The sequence below is a fragment of the Psychroflexus tropicus DSM 15496 genome, from assembly GCF_000378765.1.
In the GTDB taxonomy this organism is placed as follows: Bacteria; Bacteroidota; Bacteroidia; order Flavobacteriales; family Flavobacteriaceae; genus Psychroflexus; species Psychroflexus tropicus.
The window spans coordinates 305,722-323,679 of record NZ_KB905344.1 but is presented as its reverse complement, the minus strand read 5'-3'; the positions used below and the strand labels follow the sequence as shown (position 1 = coordinate 323,679).

The 17,958-nt window shown below is 39.0% G+C and carries 11 protein-coding genes; 6 read left to right on the top strand and 5 right to left on the bottom strand.

Features of this window, described 5'->3' with window-relative positions; genetic code table 11:
• Positions 1 to 55: 55 nt before the first annotated feature.
• The gene (locus F598_RS0111070) at positions 56 to 2,188 is read left to right on the top strand and encodes a TonB-dependent receptor plug domain-containing protein (RefSeq protein ID WP_019039124.1); all 2,133 of its coding nucleotides are present in this window, start codon (positions 56 to 58) and stop codon (positions 2,186 to 2,188) included.
• Between the two features lie 5 nt (positions 2,189 to 2,193).
• Positions 2,194 to 3,597 carry an HmuY family protein gene (locus tag F598_RS0111065; protein WP_019039123.1) on the top strand — a complete coding sequence of 468 codons (1,404 nt, stop codon included), beginning with the start codon at positions 2,194 to 2,196 and terminating at the stop codon, positions 3,595 to 3,597.
• Between the two features lie 57 nt (positions 3,598 to 3,654).
• Here the strand turns inward: F598_RS0111065 and F598_RS0111060 are convergent, their stop codons facing one another.
• The 5 genes from F598_RS0111060 to F598_RS0111040 all read right to left on the bottom strand — a co-directional run bounded on the left by F598_RS0111060 (position 3,655) and on the right by F598_RS0111040 (position 11,273).
• Positions 3,655 to 4,383 carry an energy transducer TonB gene (locus F598_RS0111060; RefSeq protein WP_245539781.1) on the bottom strand — a complete coding sequence of 243 codons (729 nt, stop codon included), beginning with the start codon at positions 4,381 to 4,383 and terminating at the stop codon, positions 3,655 to 3,657.
• 269 nt (positions 4,384 to 4,652) lie between these two features.
• A complete protein-coding gene (ppsA, locus tag F598_RS0111055) occupies positions 4,653 to 7,094 on the bottom strand; it encodes a phosphoenolpyruvate synthase (RefSeq protein ID WP_019039121.1) in 2,442 nt (813 codons plus the stop codon).
• Between the two features lie 321 nt (positions 7,095 to 7,415).
• Positions 7,416 to 8,774 (bottom strand): hypothetical protein, encoded by a 1,359-nt coding sequence (locus tag F598_RS0111050; protein ID WP_019039120.1) that lies wholly within the window; start codon positions 8,772 to 8,774, stop codon positions 7,416 to 7,418.
• A 71-nt stretch (positions 8,775 to 8,845) separates the two neighbouring features.
• Positions 8,846 to 9,883: a cytochrome d ubiquinol oxidase subunit II gene (gene cydB / locus F598_RS0111045; protein ID WP_019039119.1), complete on the bottom strand. Its 1,038-nt coding sequence runs from the start codon at positions 9,881 to 9,883 to the stop codon at positions 8,846 to 8,848.
• Positions 9,884 to 9,896: 13 nt separating this feature from the next.
• Positions 9,897 to 11,273 carry a cytochrome ubiquinol oxidase subunit I gene (locus F598_RS0111040; protein ID WP_019039118.1) on the bottom strand — a complete coding sequence of 459 codons (1,377 nt, stop codon included), beginning with the start codon at positions 11,271 to 11,273 and terminating at the stop codon, positions 9,897 to 9,899.
• A gap of 415 nt (positions 11,274 to 11,688) precedes the next feature.
• On the opposite strand from F598_RS0111040, the gene F598_RS0111035 reads away from it, so the two are divergent.
• The 4 genes from F598_RS0111035 to F598_RS0111020 all read left to right on the top strand — a co-directional run bounded on the left by F598_RS0111035 (position 11,689) and on the right by F598_RS0111020 (position 17,915).
• On the top strand, positions 11,689 to 12,825 hold the full coding sequence (locus tag F598_RS0111035) for a hypothetical protein (protein WP_019039117.1): 1,137 nt from the start codon (positions 11,689 to 11,691) through the stop codon (positions 12,823 to 12,825).
• A gap of 57 nt (positions 12,826 to 12,882) precedes the next feature.
• Complete coding sequence (locus F598_RS0111030) at positions 12,883 to 14,019, top strand: imelysin family protein (RefSeq protein ID WP_019039116.1); 1,137 nt, start codon at positions 12,883 to 12,885, stop codon at positions 14,017 to 14,019.
• Positions 14,020 to 14,080: 61 nt separating this feature from the next.
• Positions 14,081 to 15,442, top strand: coding sequence for an HTTM domain-containing protein (locus tag F598_RS0111025; protein ID WP_026302665.1), 1,362 nt, complete (start codon positions 14,081 to 14,083; stop codon positions 15,440 to 15,442).
• Entirely contained in the window at positions 15,432 to 17,915 is a 2,484-nt protein-coding gene (locus tag F598_RS0111020; RefSeq protein ID WP_019039114.1) for a TonB-dependent receptor domain-containing protein, read from the top strand. The genes F598_RS0111025 and F598_RS0111020 overlap by 11 nt, the downstream gene beginning before the upstream one ends.
• The last annotated feature ends 43 nt before the right edge of the window (positions 17,916 to 17,958 follow it).

Sequence of the window (17,958 nt, the reverse complement as noted above, 5' to 3'; positions counted from 1 at the left end):
AATAAAAACAATAATATATTTGCCAAAGTATTTTTATTAAGACTTAATATAAATAATGAGGAAACTACTTATTATTGTTGCTTTTATAGGGGTGTTGAATGCAAGTACTGCTCAAACAAAAAAGACATCTGAATCTTATCTAGATAGCATAAATGATTTAGAAGAAGTCGTCGTCACAGGCCAAATCAATCCGCAAAGTGTCGACAAATCTGTTTTTGAAGTGAAAGTCATCAACAGGCAGACTATTGACAATCTGGCCGCAAATAATTTGGCTGATATCTTGAATCAGCAACTCAATATTAATATTGTACCGAATGCCTCTACTGGTAAATCTGGGGTTCAGCTTTTTGGACTGGATGCTCAGTATTTCAAAATATTGGTCGATAATATTCCGCTTGTAAGTGATGAAGGTCTAGGAAATAATGCCGATCTCACACAAATCAACTTAGACGATATTGAACGAATTGAAATCGTGGAAGGAGCTATGGGAGTTCAATATGGCGCCAATGCTGTATCAGGAATTATAAATATTATCACTAGAAAAAATTCCGACTACACCTGGGAAGTCACTCCTTTCATTCAGGAAGAAAGTATAGGAGATGAGTATAATCTTAGCGACCAGGGCAGACACATCCAATCTTTACGGGTTAGTCATAATATCAACAAGAACTGGTACGTACAAGCAAGTGCGTTCAGAAATGATTTCAAGGGTAGATTTGGAGAAAAGCAAGGTCAAAATTATTCTGAAAACGACGGCTTACGGGGTTATGAATGGTTGCCAAAGCAACAGACAAATTATAAAGGTCTTCTAAGGTTCAGTAAAAACCATATAAACTTATTTTATAAGTTTGAATTATTTGATGAAACGGTAAGTCGGTATTCTGAAAGTGTCTTTAGAAACTTTAATCCTTCTACGCAAACGTCTAATCCAACGGCAAATGATGAAATTTTCGACACACAGCGTCTAGTACATCATCTCAATTTAAATACCCTAGTTTTTGAAAAGTCAAGGTTGGATATTTCTGCATCTTTCCAGAAGCAAACGCGAAATGTAGAACAATTCACTTACAGGTTTTTTACTGGAAGAAAAGAAAACGTTCGTAAAAATGAATTTGAATCCAGAAGCGTATTCTTTTCCAGAGGTAATTTGAGTAATTTCTTATCTACCGATAAGTTTGACTTACAAGCGGGTTATGAAATCAATCTTATAGATGGTTTTGCCTCTCCTATGTCAAATCCTCTTCAATCTGAAGCTGTAAGTCGAAGTCTGCATTCCTATGATACCTTTTTAACCTCAAGACTTGAATTATCAGAACGGTTTTCCATTCGTCCAGGGGCCAGAATCTTAATGACCAATAATTTTGATCCACTCTATGCTATCTCGTTAAGCTCAAAATATATTTTTAAAAACGGTTTGCAAGTGAGAGCCGTCGTTGGAAGTTCTCCCAGAACCCCAAGTTACGATGAGTTGTTCACCTATTTTGTGGACATCAATCACGATGTAAGAGGAAACGAAAATCTCATTCCTGAGCAAGGCTATTCGGCCTTTTTATACTTCAAAAAAGCCTATTGGAATAGGGATTATACTTTAAAAGTGAAACCAAAATTGAGCCTTTGGTACCTCAATGTTGAAGATAGGATTCAACTCAGCATTGTGAACCCGAGTCCACTTGCTTATCAATATGTTAATATTGATGAATTTCAAACTGTTGGTGCCTCCCTTACAACCGCTATAGATTATCAAAATTTTAAGGCAAACCTAGGTTTATCATTCACAGGCGTTTCTCAAATACTAGATAGCAGAGAAAATTTCAATGATGACTTTCTGTTTGGACTACAAGCCAATTCAAGTTTGAGCTATACAGTGCCAAAATTAAATATAACCTCTTCTTTATTTTTTAAGTATAACGGCCCACAGTATCAATTTGTTCAACAACAAAACGAGGCTGGAGAAACCATTCTGGAACGAGGAAAACAAGATGGCTTTGGCCTGATGGATTTCAGCTTAAGAAAACAAGTTTTTAATCAACGGCTAGACATCACTCTTGGAGCAAGAAACCTTCTCGATGTGGATAGGGTAAACACCACTGCTGTAGAAGGCGGAGCACATTCGGGCCCTCCTTCCAGCCTTTTGCTAGCCTACGGACGTTCTTATTTTATTAAACTCTTATATCAATTCAAATTTTAAACACCATGAAACAATTATCATTTACCTTACAAATTTTAATTATTGCTCTGTTATTCAGTTGTAGCGATGATGACAACCCTGTTCAAACAGAAACGATAGTAGCTTTTGAGAATTCTGAGCTTGTTTTTTCGACAGCTGTAGATGAACGCAACATCAATGTGGTTTTTTCTAATCCGGCGCAACAAGCTGGAAGTATTGAAATAGGCTGGAATTCTAGTAGCTCCAATTATGAGGAGGATTTTATTACCATACCTAGCTCTGAAACCGGTACTCTGGAACTCACCTTTGAAAATGGAGCTGAAGGGGTTTCCTTCAATTTACAAAAGCTTCAAAATCCCATTGAAGGGCAAAACAAAAGCATCAACTTCAGCATTTCTTCATCGTCTTTACCCAATTTCATTGCAGGAGGAAATACAGATTTAGAAGTTGCTTTTTCTGAAGCCGCCGCCTCCAGCGGCAACTTTGCTCCTGAAGTTGGCGGGCCTAATCAGCCCAACCAGGTCTTTGTGGATTTGAGCTCCCAGTCATCTGCAACGTCAAGAAGAGACGCCTGGGATTTGAAATTTTACAACGGAGAGGATTTTAGAGTAAAACTGAACGGCTCCCTATTTATGGCGGCAGCAGAATTAGACGTTACAGACATTACGAATGTTACTGCAGAAGATGTCACAGCTCTACAAGGTCAGGTTATGGTAGGTACGTTTAACCCTACCAACATGGAATATATTGATGCACCCAATGGAAATCTTTCAGGAACTGCTATTTCTGAAATTTCAGCAACAGATGCAGAAAATAAAGTCTACCTGCTTAATCTGGGAAATGAAATCGGTACAGAGGCTCCACAACCTGGAAGCGTAGCTGTAGCGGGAGAAGCAAGAGGATGGAAAAAAATAAGAATATTAAGAGATAGAGAGAATTATATTCTTCAGCACGCTGATTTAGATGACACAGATTTTCAGGAAATCGTCATTAATAAAAACTCACAAAGCTCTTTTACCCACGTGAGTTTAGCTTCTAATGAAGTGGTTCAAGTGAATAGTGACATTCGCTGGGACTTGAATTTTACGGTATTTACCAATGAAATTCCTGGGGCTGGATCTTATGGGTTTACTGATTTTATTGTAAATAATAGTCTTAATGAAGTAAAAGCTTATATGGTAGAAACCTCTACTTACGATGAATTTAATCTTGAGCAGGTAGAAGACACTAACTTCACTTCAGATCAACGCGGTATAGGAAGTAATTGGAGAGTTGGTGGTGGTCCAAATTCTTCTCCAACCTTAAAAGAAGAGGTCTTTTTTGTGCTTAAAGATGGGGATGAGAATATCTACAAATTAAAATTTACAGCTCTAACCAATGAAAATGGCATTAGGGGTTATCCTGCCTTTACTTATGAAAAATTGAATTAGCCTATCATTTCAAATTGAAGAAACCTTGCACAAAACAGTGCAAGGTTTTTTTTGGTTTTAATCAGAAACCTTAAACATGATAGGTAAAGAGAAAATAACATCTACAGGCTTACCCCTTTGCTTGCCAGGCTGCATGCTAGGTAGCTTTTCAATCACACGCTGACTTTCCTGTTTAAGCTTGGGGTGAGGAGCTCTGGCATTGATAAATTCTACTTCACCATTGGCTTTAATTTTAAAAGAGGTATAAATTCTATGGATGCCTTTCAAGCCCAAATCTGAAGCCAAACCTGTATCAAATTTTTTGTTGATAAATTCCTTGAGTTGTTCGCTCATACAGGCTTTTCTCTCTTTGTTATCTGTATACTGTTCACAACCAGGAAAGATTGGGACATCTTCAATCAGTTCAAATGGAATTTCTTTGATAGGTTCATCCGGTACGGTCTCAATCTCGCCCAGATCTAACGGAATTGCACCTTTTGAGGGCTCTTCTGTCTTGATTGTTTTCTTCTCTGTCTCTGGCGGTTCCTCATCAATGATATAATCATCGATTATTGGCTTAGGTTCTGGCAAAGGTTCAGGTTTCTCTTTTGGAATTTTGATGGTGGGCATCTCTTCATCTTCCAGCATAAGATAAGAGACGGTATCCTGGTCAACATTTGTTGAAGCTTCTGTTTTCCATTCTACCAGAATCAAAATAAAAACTAGCGTTGCAATGAGGCCAATTTGAAAGAATAGTGTCTTTTTTTGATTTAAATTTTTAGTGGGATGTTTTTTAGGTATCATCATTCGTTTTTTAAAGGTGTAGTAAATCATTAGCCCTACAATTGATAATTTGCAGACTTAAGGTTCAAAACGAATTCGTGTATGTGCTAGCTTTAGAAAATTACCAATAATGATGCCACATAAAAGTAAATCATTTTACTACCAATAAAAAACTATCATCCTTTCCTTTTCAAAAACATTGAATGATTTACCCCCCTATAGGAACGACCAGGTTTTTAAAACAATTAATCATTAAGCTCTAAATAGTGAACTATCGAGTCCCTTCAAACGCCTCAATTGATATTTAGGCTAGCTTTGTCTTCGAGCTGATGTTCTATACTGCTAATGGCTTTAATGGTTTTCAACATGGAGTCTGGAGTGACCGATATGGTATCTATACCGGCTTCAACTAAAAATTGAGCGAAATCCGGGTAATCGGATGGCCCCTGGCCACAAATGCCCACTTTAGTTCCTGTTTTTTTGGCCGCAACTATTAAGGCGTTGATAGAACGCTTTACAGCTGGATTTCTTTCGTTGTAAATATGTGCAACAAGAGACGAGTCGCGATCGAGACCTAAAGTGAGCTGCGTAAGATCGTTTGATCCTATAGAGAAACCGTCGATATGTTCTGCAAACTCTTCGGCCATCCAAATGTTGGAGGGTAGTTCGGCCATTAAAAACACCGTGAGACCGTCTTTTCCGCGTTCCAGACCATAAGTCTTCATCACTTTATAAACCTTTTGTAGTTCTTCTACTGTTCTGCAAAAGGGAATCATAATCGTGACGTTCTTTAGGCCCATTTTTTCTCTCACTCTTTTGATGGCTTTACATTCCATCCCAAAGGCATATTCATAGGCTTCGGAATAATAGCGTGAGGCACCTCTCCAGCCAATCATTGGATTTTCTTCTTCGGGCTCATAATATTTACCACCCAACAAATTAGCATACTCATTGGATTTAAAATCAGATAAACGCACGATAACCTGCTTAGGATAAAAGGCTGACGCTATTTTAGCGATGCCATACGACAGGCGCTTAACGAAAAAGGTTTCTTCATCGGCATAGCCTCGAGTCAGATCCAGGATAGACGCCGTGAGTTCATTATCATCAAGCTGTCGATGGTTGAGCAAGGCCAAAGGGTGAGCTTTGATATAATTATTGATAATAAATTCTTCTCTTGCAAGGCCTACTCCTGCATTAGGAATTCTACTGAACTTGAAAGCCAAGTCGGGTGAGGCTACATTGAGCATTATAGGGGTTTTGGTTTCTGGCAATTGATCCAGATTCGTTTCTTCTATCCTGAAAGAGACCAAGCCTTCATAAATTTTCCCCACATCGCCTTCTGCACAGGAAACCGTCATTTCCTCACCATTATTCAGAAGCTCAGTTCCATTTTCTGTACCTACGATTGCAGCAATACCCATTTCCCGGGCAACAATTGCCGCATGGCATGTTCTACCGCCTTTATTGGTAACAATCGCAGAAGCTTTTTTCATCACCGGTTCCCAGTCTGGATCTGTCATTTCTGTGACCAAAATATCTCCTTCTTTAAATTTAGAACCGTCGAAACTTCCGTCACGACCATCTAAGGAATACATCTTTTGGATCTTCCCCTGCCCTACTTTATCGCCTACAGCGATACCTGAAAGTCTTACTGTTGGCTCGGCAGCTTTGTCAATCTTATATTCTACCAATGTATCCGATTTAACTCTGGAATGGATAGTCTCTGGTCTGGCTTGAACGACAAACAACTCACCGGTGAGTCCATCCAAAGCCCACTCGGTATCGACAGGGCACCAATGACCTTTCAGTTTGGAGTAATAGATTTCTATCATGCAAACCCATTTGGCAAGTTGAAGCAGTTGTTCATCACTAATGCAAAACTGATTTTGCTGTTCCTTTCCTACCTGAACGGTCTTAACCAACTTACCGGGCTCGGTCGAATAAATCATTTTTGAATGTTTGCGACCCAATTTTTTCTCTATGATTGCTTCGTGACCTTCCTCCAGAGTGGGTTTGAAAATGAGGCATTCGTCTGGTGAGACGCTACCTTGTACCACACTTTCTCCAAGGCCATAAGAAGCATTGATGAGTACCACATCTTTAAAGCCGCTTTCCGTGTCGATCGAAAAGGCTACCCCTGAGGACGCTAAATCTGATCGTACCATTTTTTGGACACAAACTGATAACCCGATATTAAAATGATCGAATCCAAAATTATCGCGATAGGAAATTGCCCGATCGGTGAATAAGGATGCAAAACAATCCCGTACTGAAATCAACAATTGTTCTGGACCGCGAACATTTAAATACGTTTCCTGTTGCCCGGCGAAAGAAGCGTCTGGCAAATCTTCTGCAGTAGCTGATGAACGCACAGCTACATCGGTAAACTCTTGCTTATAGATTGCTGATAAACGTGAATATTCTCTTTTGATTTCTTCCTCAATAGCTAGCGGCCACTTACCATTACGGATCATTTGTCTAATCTCTAAACCGGTTTTATTGAGGGAGATAAGATCATCGTGTTGAAGTCCAGCTAAACTGGATTTAATTCGTTCTTCAAGATGATTATGTTTTATGAATGCCCAATAAGCGTCTACGGTTATGGCAAATCCATCGGGGATGTTGACCCCAAGCTTACTCATATTTTGAATCATCTCACCTAGCGATGCACTTTTTCCGCCGACACGTTGTAAGTCGGATAATTTAACCTCAGAGAGCTTAACGACATTCATAAAAATAGTTTTAAAATTTTAGGTTAAACTACTTATTATTTGAACAGCTTGAGGCTTACTAAAAAACTTTTAACTATTGTTCGAGTTATGTCTTACCATAATTGAATCCTAAATAATTGTCGATTCAAATTTTGTCTATATGTATATTGTCTCTATTCTAAAAAAACCTGTATTTACTATTTAGCCCCGATTGCAATGGAAAGCACGCAGGTTGACTGCTGAATAAAATACAATGGAAAAAAGCGACCTTAGAGAGCTCTTTTGACATTTGAATTTTACAGCAGACCAGCAAGGACTTGTAATGGAAAGCGGGAATAGCTCCTAGAATCTAAAATAGGTCATAAAGTTGAGCTGAAGGAAATTACTCCTGTTGAAAATAACGGGATTTGAGGTGTCGTTAAGGTTACGCCTGTAAACCAAAAGGGCTTCGAAGCTTAAGCCTCTTAAAAATTGGTCAGCACTGTAATTGATAATCGAATTAACCTGAAAACTTTCGTCTTTGTTGTATTTATTAAAAGTAAACTCCTCAAGCTCTAAACCTTGTATGGTTTGAAATTCGAAAAGCACATCTAAATTAGATTGTGGATAAGACTTACCGATTTTTAAAACTGCAGCATTGGCGTTGCCAAGTCCTTCCATCCTGGACCGTGGAATAGAAGTGTAGAACCGATCCCGGCCCAGCTCTTTAGGAAATAAAAAACGACCGGTATCAAAGAGATGCGAGTATGCAAAACTAAAGGTCCAGTTATAGGTTGACCAGGTCAACTCAGTACTCAGGACTTGCCCGTTTTCCCCATCGCGGGTATATTGATTTTGAAGCGGTAAATCCTTCTGAGCCCCAGCCCCATGCTGCAGGGCATACTGCAGACCCAAACGCCAGTTATTGAGACTATAATCGGTTTCCAGCCAAACAGTATTTAAAAGGTTGTGGACGAAGATATCATATAATATGAAGTTCAAATTAGCCTTAGAGTACAGGTATTTTATGACACCCAAACCTTCAGAATTTGTATAATTTCTATAATCTGCTATCTCACCATTGGGTAAAAAACCATTAGAAAAAAGACCAATACCTTCGTTTAAAGAAAACCAATCTGTGGTGGATCTGGGAGAAATAGCGTTGATGAACCCAAAATCTAAAGTAGAATTATCATTCCATCGGTGATGCCACCAGACCCCTTGATGAGCGAACGGTCCCATTCTGCCATCACTATTATTGAGCAGTGGCGTGTACTCTGTTTCGATACGGCCAATGCTAAAGTAAGAGTTCTTGTATTGATATTTCAAATACAGTTCCTGCACTTTATTGAGGTCTTTATAGTTTCCCTTTTCTAAAAGATCGTAGAGTTCATACTCCCACTTTGCTGCTGCTCCTACTAGGGGATCCTCTTGGGATAACGAAACTCCAAAAGTCTTAAACACCGATCTAAAGTGAACTCCTGCAAAAAACCCATATAAAGGTTTTGTTTCGTAGTTAAAGGCTATTCCCGTGGCATTGGTATAATAGTCCTTTAGTTTACCTTCATTGATGGTATTCATAAAGAAGTTACGTACTTCTCCATGCAGTTCGCCTTTAGCAAAAGCGTTATAGAGCGATTTTTCACTTTGAGCTTCCTGACTAAAACTGAAGTGACTACCGATAAAAGCAATGAAAAGAATGGGGAATAAACGTCGCATCATAAATCAAAATTGCAGTACAAAATTGATTCAAAATGAAGATTTACACAGTAACAAGGGTTACGCTCGAAAGACTAATAACCCTCAGTATCCGATTTTACTTTACCCCAAAAGGTTCTATAGACAAAATAGCTATACAATAGTACCAAAGGGCCACCCACAGCCACAAATCCCATCATAATTTTTAGGGTTTTGGTTGAAGCAGCTGCATTGTAAATGGTGATACTATTATCTGCAACCTCATTGGATAAAAGCAAACGCGGATATAATTCAAAGGCAACGATTACCAGTAATAATGCAATGGTCAGACTAGTAAAAATAAAAGCCCAGCCATATTTCTTTTTACTGGCCAGGCGGGGAACGTTAGCGATGCTCAGAAAGACCAAAAACGGAACTACAAAAAGAATTTGGTTATTCTCAAACACCACCAAAAGGTGCTCTAGATTAAAGAACCCGTAACTGGTAGTGACCACATAAGAAATGATAAAAAAAGCTATTCCTATTTTAAGAAACTGCTGAATACGGTTGTACAACTTCCCTTCAGTTTTTAGCAGCAGATAAATGGCACCGTGCATCATAAACAAGGCTAAACTCGTAACGCCAACCAAGATTGAAAACGGATTAAGAAACTCGAAGAATCCACGTCCTGTATATTCAAAGTTTTCATCCAGTGGCATACCATTAAGGATATTTCCAAGAACTACACCCAATAAAAAAGCCAGCATGATGCTGGAGATGGAATATCCCCAATCCCACATTCGCCTCCACCAGAGCATCTCTTCCATATTTCTGAATTTGATAGAAATCCCTCGAAATATAATGAAGAGAAGAAATAAGATAAAGGGCGTATACATTGCAGAAAACAGGGTTCCGTAAAACACAGGGAAACCTGCGAATAAAGTACCTCCCCCTATCACCAACCAGACTTCGTTCCCATGCCAGGTCGGGTCAATGGCTTTTAAAGCCGTTTCTCTACTCGAATTTTGTTTAAAAAACATATGCCAGGCTCCAGCGCCAAAATCAAAGCCATCTAAAATAGCATACCCAGAAAAGAGTCCTCCTACTACTAAAAACCACCAGGTGGGATAATCTATTCCTAAAAACGTTTCCATAAATCGAATTTTATTATTTTGAGACTACGTCTGCAATTTCTTTATTTAAACTACCCTGATCAAAATCGATATCGCTCGACGGACCACTTTGTATTTTTTTGTTCATCAGATATATGAAAAGCAAAAACAACACAAAATACACGATGAAAAACAGGATTAGAGAAAACAAGACCTGATTAGCCTGTACACTTTTAGACAGGGCGTCTGAAGTTCTTAAAAGCCCGTATACTACCCAAGGCTGCCGTCCGAGTTCGGCCGTAAACCAACCAAACTGATTGGCCAACTGCGGCAGTAAAGCGGTGAAGACAAAGGTCCACATCAGCCATTTCTTTTCGAACAGCTTACCTCGTTTCCATTGCCAAAGCGCGAATAAACTCAGGGCGATGAGAAACATTCCGATGGCTACCATTAGGTGATACAATTGAAACACAGCATTCACCTGAGAAGGCTGATCTTCAACTGGAAAAGCGTTAAGACCGGTGACTGGTGTTTCAAAATCCTGATCTAACATAAAAGATAAGCCCCCTGGAATTTTGAGCCCTGTCGTTTCTTTATTTTCTTTATCCACCCAGCCAAGTAAGTATAAGTCGGCTGGTGCTTCTGCTTCAAAGTGGCCCTCCATAGCAGCCAGCTTAGCCGGTTGATTTTCAGACACCCCTTCTGCAGAACTATGTCCGGTAAATAATTGAGCGAGTGAACAAATGGCCGCCACAACTAAGGTGATTTTAAAAGCTTTTTTGGAAAGAACCACATAGCGTCCTTTCAATATATAGTAAGCATGAACACTTAAAATCAAAAAAGTTCCGGCTAAGAAAGCTCCAAGCCAAACGTGAGTAAGTCGATCTACTGAAGAGGGATTAAAAACCATAGCCCAGAAATCGACAATTTCAGCTCTGGCCTGCATACCTTCGCCCACGATATGATAACCTGCTGGGGTTTGCTGCCAGGAATTGGCCACCACAATCCATACCGCTGAAAACATAGAACCCAGGAATACTCCCCAGGTGGCAACAAGGTGAACCCAAGGCTTTACACGGTTCCATCCGAAGAGTAAAACTCCCAACGCACTACTTTCGAGCGCAAAGGCAAAAATACCTTCGGCAGCGAGGGCGCTTCCAAAAATATCACCAACATAACGCGAGTATGTCGCCCAATTGGTTCCAAATTCAAACTCCATCACAATACCGGTCACCACACCTATTCCAAAAGTAATCGCAAAAATTTTGGTCCAAAATTTAGCTAGTACCTCGTATTCTTTCTTTTTTGTGCGCAAATACATGCTTTCAAAAACGACCATAATAAGTCCTAATCCAATACTTAATGGCGGATAGATATAGTGAAAGGCTACGGTAAAGGCAAACTGAATCCGGGAGAGAATCTCAACATCCATAATCAACAATTTTTTACAAAAATAAATATTAGCCCTTAGATAATTTAGCTACTTATGTTACTTATCAATGCTTTATTCACTAGATAATTCTGATTAGTTTGTATAACGCTCATCAGTATTGAATTAACAAGAGACAAATTTTGAAAGTAGCGAGTTATAATTTGTGAATATTATAAATCTTATAAATGAATTTGGATTTACCTCGCTCTTGCCACCTTGGCTGACTTTTGATGTATAAATATTTGATTATCAAAAGAGTCTCTTAAACCTAAAATTGTTAAGGTTTCATTGGCAATAAAAGCATCAATAAATAATACTTAAAATTTAATAAACTTTATTCATATTTAGTCTAGATAAGCTTTGTTATCTAGATTCATTCTATATATTTGCAGAAATAATCACAAATCAAACTAAAATGACAAATTTAAAACATGTAAGATTAGCCATGTTGAGCGGTATTTTCGCTCTAGGAATGATTTCTTGTTCTGATGATGATGGGGACGACATCCAGACTTTAGATGTTCCAACTTCTTATGAAACTTCAAATTATGAAGTCAATGTAGAAACAGAAGGTCAGGTTATCGATGAAGTAGGAAGTTTAGCTTCAGCGGCAAATGATGCTGAAGCAGCAGCTCCAAATGCTGGAATTTCTACAATAGAATATCCATCTACTCTTTCCTCTGTGACTCAATCTAACTACAGATCATTAATCGAAGGTTGGTTACCAGAACTCGTGAATGCTGCCAATTCTAACGATGGATTTAACAATCCAGGATTAGGTAACACACCAGATGAAAGCAATGAAGGCGGACTATTAGGAACCAGACTTTTAGATGAGTATGGTCTTGAATTAGAACAGATGATCGAAAAAGGTTCATTTGGTGCAGCTCTTTATAATCACGCTTCATTTGTGGTAGATAACATCAAAATGGAGGAAGAAGGGTTCACCACTAGCGATGCAATCGACAGATTAGTGGAGATTCACGGTACAGAACCAAACTTCGACGTGAATGAAGTCACTGCTGCAGCAAAATATTCTAGAAGACGTTCTGATTTAACGGCTGAAACTGGATTCTTTTTCGATATCAAATCCAACCTCATCACTGCAAAGGCAGCGATGGAAGCAGGAGATCAATTTGTGGTTGAACGCGATGAAGCTTTAGATGCCTTTTTATTGAACTGGGAAAAGTCAAACTTCGCAACCGTAATCTTTTATTGCAATGCTGCTAAAGATCAGTTAAATGCTGCTTTCCAATTAGCCGATGGTGAACAGAAAGATATAGCTTTGGGAAATGCTATGCATGCTTATGCTGAAGGTGTTGCGTTTGCTCATGGTTTCAAGCGTTTAGCTAATACTCAGATCACAGATGAGGAAATCGATTTTATTCTTGAGAAATTAAAAGCTGTTGAAGGTCAAAATCCTGAAAGCTATGAGTTTTTAAATGATACTAGTCTAAGTCAAAATCTAGATGAAACTGTCGATTACATTCAAAACATCTATGGCTTTAGCGACGCAGAAGTCGAAAGCTTTTACGAAAATAACAACCCGTAAATATTCCTTTCAGCGCTTGGGTGTAACCTCAAGTGCTGAAATTTTAAATTTAATGCTATGAAAATTAATAAGCTTATTTTACCATTCATCATACTGGTCATTTCCAGTACCTTTATCGCCTGCTCAGACGATGACTCCAACGGTGATGACAATGGTAATGCCAATAACTTCGATAGAAGTTTAATGCTCGTTAACTGGGCAGACAATATTATCATTCCATCTTATGAAAATTTCTCTAATGAAACCAATACTCTTAAAGAGGCTTCTGATGCTTTTGTAGACGATCCGAGCATGGAGAATCTGACAAGCTTGAGAGAAGAATGGGAGGAGGCTTATATTTCTTGGCAAAATGTTGCAATTTTCAATATAGGTCCAGCACAAGATGTGGTGATGAGAAGTTTTCTAAACACTTATCCAACTAACACAACTAATATTGAGAGTTTTATAGAGAACTCAAATTATAACCTTCTGGATCCCAACCTAAATGACGAGCAGGGTTTTCCAGCCTTAGATTATTTGCTTTTTGGAGCTGCAGAAAACGACGCTCAAATCTTGGAGCTCTACACGACTGCTCCAAACGCTGATAACAGAAGACAGTACCTTGAAGATGTTGTGAACAGAATTAACAGCTTGTCCAGTGACGTACTGCAAGCCTGGGAAACGAGTTACAGAGATGTTTTTGTAGAAAATTCTGGTTCATCTGCTAATAGCTCGACTAATCGTATGGCCAATGTGTTTATGGAATATTATGAAGTAAGATTGAGAAATGGAAAAATCGGATTTCCAGCAGGTGTTTATTCTGGAGGCGATCCACAACCAAGACTTGTGGAAGCTCTGTACAACAAAGACCTATCTGGTCGTTTAAGTTTAGAGGCTTTAAGAGCACATCAAGACTTTTTTAATGGCACTGCTGCTAACGTAGACAGCTCTGCTGAGAGCTTTGCCGATTACCTTGATTTCTTAAACACGATGAAAGAAGGTGAAAACTTATCAACCCTAATCAATGAGCAATATGAAGTCTCTGAGTCTTTTATCAGTGCCTTGAATTCAAATTTCTTTGAACAAATCAATACCGATAATACAAGTATGCTTCAGGCTTTCGAGAGTCTTCAAGATAATGTAGTTTATCTAAAATCTGATATGTTTTCTGCACTGAGTATAGCTTTAGAATTTGATAGTGGAGACGGAGATTAAACCTTGAATAAGGTTATCTTTGCAACCTGAAAAATCAATGTTGTAAAATTCAACTTTTGTATTGATAAATAGTATCCTTACATATTTAAAGACCCCTGTAAAAGCCGCACCTCTTGCGGTTTTTAGGGTTTTGTTTGGGAGCTTAATGCTTTATACCACCTTGAGGTTTGTCTTACAGGGCTGGGTGGATAAATATTACGTACAACCCCAGTTCAATTTTAAGTATTATGGCTTTGAATTTGTAGAGTCATTGGGCGAATACACTTACTTGCTTTATGTGGTTTCCTTTATTGCAGCGCTAGGAATTACTCTGGGTTATAAATACCGATTATCTGCCATTCTGTTTTTTTTGAGCTTTACCTACTGTGAGCTTATTGACAAGACGTATTACCTCAATCATTATTACTTCGTAAGTATCATCAGCTTACTGCTGATTTTTTTACCGGCTAATTCCTATTTTTCAATAGATGCCAAGAAGAATAAGCGCATTGCTTTTTCGATGATACCGCGATATAGCATTTTTGCTATTCAGTTCATGTTGAGTATCGTTTATTTCTACGCGGGGCTGGCTAAGATTAATTCAGAATGGTTACTAGAAGCTATGCCTCTCAAAATCTGGCTGCCTTCCCGTTACGACCTACCGGTGCTGGGAGACCTGTTTCAAATGGAATGGATGCATTACGTGATGAGCTGGAGTGGAATGCTTTACGACCTGTCGATTCCTTTTTTACTGTTTTACAAGCGAACCCGACTCTTAGCTTTTATTCTGGTCGTCGTTTTTCATATCATGACCAGGGTTTTATTTCCGATTGGTATTTTTCCATACGTTATGATCTGTTCAACGCTTATTTTCTTTGATGCTTCTTTTCATGAAAAAATCATCCGTTTCTTACGAAAAATCTTCAGGATAAAACCTCAACAGGAAGTATCCATTTTGAATTGGATCCCTACCCTTAAAAACAAATTAATCGCAGGCTTCTTTATCCTGTTTTTTAGTTTTCAACTGATTTTTCCATTCAGACATTTGCTTTATCCAGATGAGTTGTTCTGGACCGAGGAGGGCTATCGTTTTTCTTGGAGGGTTATGCTAATGGAGAAAGGAGGTTATGTACAATTTAAAGTAGTCAATCCCGAAAATGGAAAATGGTTTTATGTAGAGAATTACGAATTCCTAACTGAATATCAACAAAAGCAAATGCGCATTCAGCCTGATTTTATCCTGGAATTTGCGCACTATTTAGAAGATTATTATAAACAAAAAGGTATCGACGATCCTGAAATTTATGTCAACAGCTTTATCGCCCTTAATGGAAGATTAAGTAAAAGATACATCAATCCAGACATCGATCTGACTGAGTTTGAAGATACCTGGCAACACAAAGAATGGATTTTACCATTTGACGAAACGATTTATGGGTTTTAAACTAATTTTAATTTCACTGCTAAGTCTACTGTCATTAAGCCTTCAGGCTCAATATGAATTATCTGGTAAAGTGGTGAGTCAAGAGAACAACAAACCGATGTCAAACGTTCAGGTATGGGATACCGCCTCCGGGAAAACTGCAATGAGCGATGAGGCAGGGAATTTCAAATTCGAGGATTTAGAAGCTGGACAACGCACCTTTGTGTTTCTTATCGATAATTATTCGTACGACGAAAAGGTGGTCGACTTACAGGCTGATTTAGATTTAATGTTTAAGCTTAAGCAGTCTATTAATCTTTCAGAAGTCGTCGTCCAGGCCAAAAAGAGAGAACTGTTTGAATTGAGACGACTTAACGATGTGGAAGAGCTCCAAATCAATGCCGGAAAGAAAACCGAAGTTGTTCTCGTAGGTCAAATGGTGGGTAACACCTCAACTTCTAATGCCCGCCAAATTTACGCTCAGGTCGCAGGGCTCAATATTTACCAAAGCACCAACTGCGGACTGCAGCTGTCTATTGGTGGTCGAGGACTGGATCCCAACAGAACCTCCAATTTCAATACCAGGCAGAACGGCTATGACATCAGTGCGGATGTACTAGGTTATCCCGAAAGCTATTACACCCCGCCTGCTGAAGCTCTCGAGGAAATTCAAATCGTAAGAGGGGCTGCTTCTTTACAATACGGTACCCAATTTGGAGGTTTAATCAATTTTAAACTTAAATCGCCATCAAAACAGCCTTTTGAAGTAGTCACCCGACAATCCTTCGACAGCAACTGCGGCTACTCAACCTTTAATAGCTTTAGTGGGACTAACGGTAAGTTTAGTCATTATACCTACATCAATTATAAAAACAACCTTGACCAGGCCCCTAGAGATAATATGAGCCTTGAAGCTTTTAATGCCTTTACCAGCCTGAATTATCAATTTAATGAGGACACGAAAATAGGTCTTGAATACACTCACATGAGCTATCTGGCTCAGCAAGCTGGAGGATTGACTGATGTGCAGTTTTATGAAGATCCCACCTTCAGCAACCGAACTAGAAACTGGTTCAAAGTCAACTGGAATTTGTTGACAGCCAAATTCAATCACCAACTCTCTGAAAAAACTAAAATCAGTTTGATTGGATGGGGCATGAATTCGTCCAGAGAAGCTATAGGCTTTCGAACCGATAGGGTATCTCAAGTTGATAATCTCGACGAACCTCGAGATCTAGAACGCGGAGAGTTTGTGAACTGGGGGGCAGAATTCCGATACCTGACCGAATATAAGTTAGGAGAAGACTTCAACTCTACTTTACTTCTGGGAAGTAAATACTATCAATCTAAAAACGGACAACGACAAGGCCCTGGAACTCGAGAGGCTGACGCCAATTTTAATTTTATAGATTATCCCGTTTCAGAACTTCCAACAGAGCTGAGACAATCTGACTTTGATTTCCCTAATCTGAATGTTGCTCTATTTGGAGAAAATATTTTTTACCTCAACGATAAGCTCTCAGTAACGCCTGGCTTTCGACTGGAGTATATCAAAACTGAAGCAGAAGGCACCTTTCGTTCTGTGAACAGAGACCTGGCGGGAAATGCCTTACAGGATTCTACCTTTGTCGATCAGCGCGAACGAGAGCGTATGATTGTCTTAGGTGGTGTTGGAGTAAGTTATAAGCCTAAAAAATACGCTGAAGTTTACGGTAACATATCTAGAAACTACCGCTCGGTAACGTTTAACGATATTAGAATTGTAAACCCTTCCTTTCAGGTAGATCCCAACATTAAAGATGAAGACGGGTTTACAGCAGATCTGGGGTATAGAGGACGCTATAAAAACATCCTTTCCTACGATGCCAATGTCTTTGGGCTCTGGTATAATGATATCATTTCTGAAGTTCAAAAAGTAGGTACCCGAATCAATGCTTTTGGAGAGGAAGTTGAGGCGGGGCGTGTCGTCAGGTTTAGAGGTAATATCGGTAATGCTCTCATTTATGGTTTGGAGAGTTTAGTTGACTGGAACATAAAAGAGACATTTTTTGAGGAACAAAACGAACTTAGACTGAACACTTACGTGAACCTGGCTGTAACACAATCTGAATTCACCGATTCTGAAGAGCCAGGTGTAGAAGGCAATGAACTTCCTTTTGTACCTAACTTTAACCTAAGAACCGGAATACGAGCAGGCTACAAGAATTTCCTGATGGATTTCCAGTATTCTTATTTGTCTAAGCAATTTACAGACGCCACCAATGCGCCTCAGGATGTCAATGACAATCAAAGTGGTATTATTGGTAGCATACCAGCCTATGGAGTTTTTGATTTGTCCTTTTCCTATCGTTACCGAAAGTGGACCCTAGAAACCGGCGTCAATAATATGCTGGACAATGCCTATTTTACTCAACGTGCAACAGGTTATCCGGGGCCGGGTATAATTCCTGCCTTACCGCGTAGTTTTTATGCCACCTTACAGTTTAAGTTTTAAGTATATGACTTTAGACTTTAAACTCTTTCGGACCACTTAATTT

Coding starts and splice junctions, on each gene's coding strand:
- F598_RS0111060 (WP_245539781.1), bottom strand. CDS start 4,383: ATGATGATACCTAAAAAACATCCCACTAAAAATTTAAATCAAAAAAAG.
- cydB (WP_019039119.1), bottom strand. CDS start 9,883: ATGGAAACGTTTTTAGGAATAGATTATCCCACCTGGTGGTTTTTAGTA.
- F598_RS0111030 (WP_019039116.1), top strand. CDS start 12,883: ATGAAAATTAATAAGCTTATTTTACCATTCATCATACTGGTCATTTCC.
- F598_RS0111070 (WP_019039124.1), top strand. CDS start 56: ATGAGGAAACTACTTATTATTGTTGCTTTTATAGGGGTGTTGAATGCA.
- F598_RS0111020 (WP_019039114.1), top strand. CDS start 15,432: ATGGGTTTTAAACTAATTTTAATTTCACTGCTAAGTCTACTGTCATTA.
- F598_RS0111065 (WP_019039123.1), top strand. CDS start 2,194: ATGAAACAATTATCATTTACCTTACAAATTTTAATTATTGCTCTGTTA.
- F598_RS0111035 (WP_019039117.1), top strand. CDS start 11,689: ATGACAAATTTAAAACATGTAAGATTAGCCATGTTGAGCGGTATTTTC.
- ppsA (WP_019039121.1), bottom strand. CDS start 7,094: ATGAATGTCGTTAAGCTCTCTGAGGTTAAATTATCCGACTTACAACGT.
- F598_RS0111050 (WP_019039120.1), bottom strand. CDS start 8,774: ATGATGCGACGTTTATTCCCCATTCTTTTCATTGCTTTTATCGGTAGT.
- F598_RS0111040 (WP_019039118.1), bottom strand. CDS start 11,273: ATGGATGTTGAGATTCTCTCCCGGATTCAGTTTGCCTTTACCGTAGCC.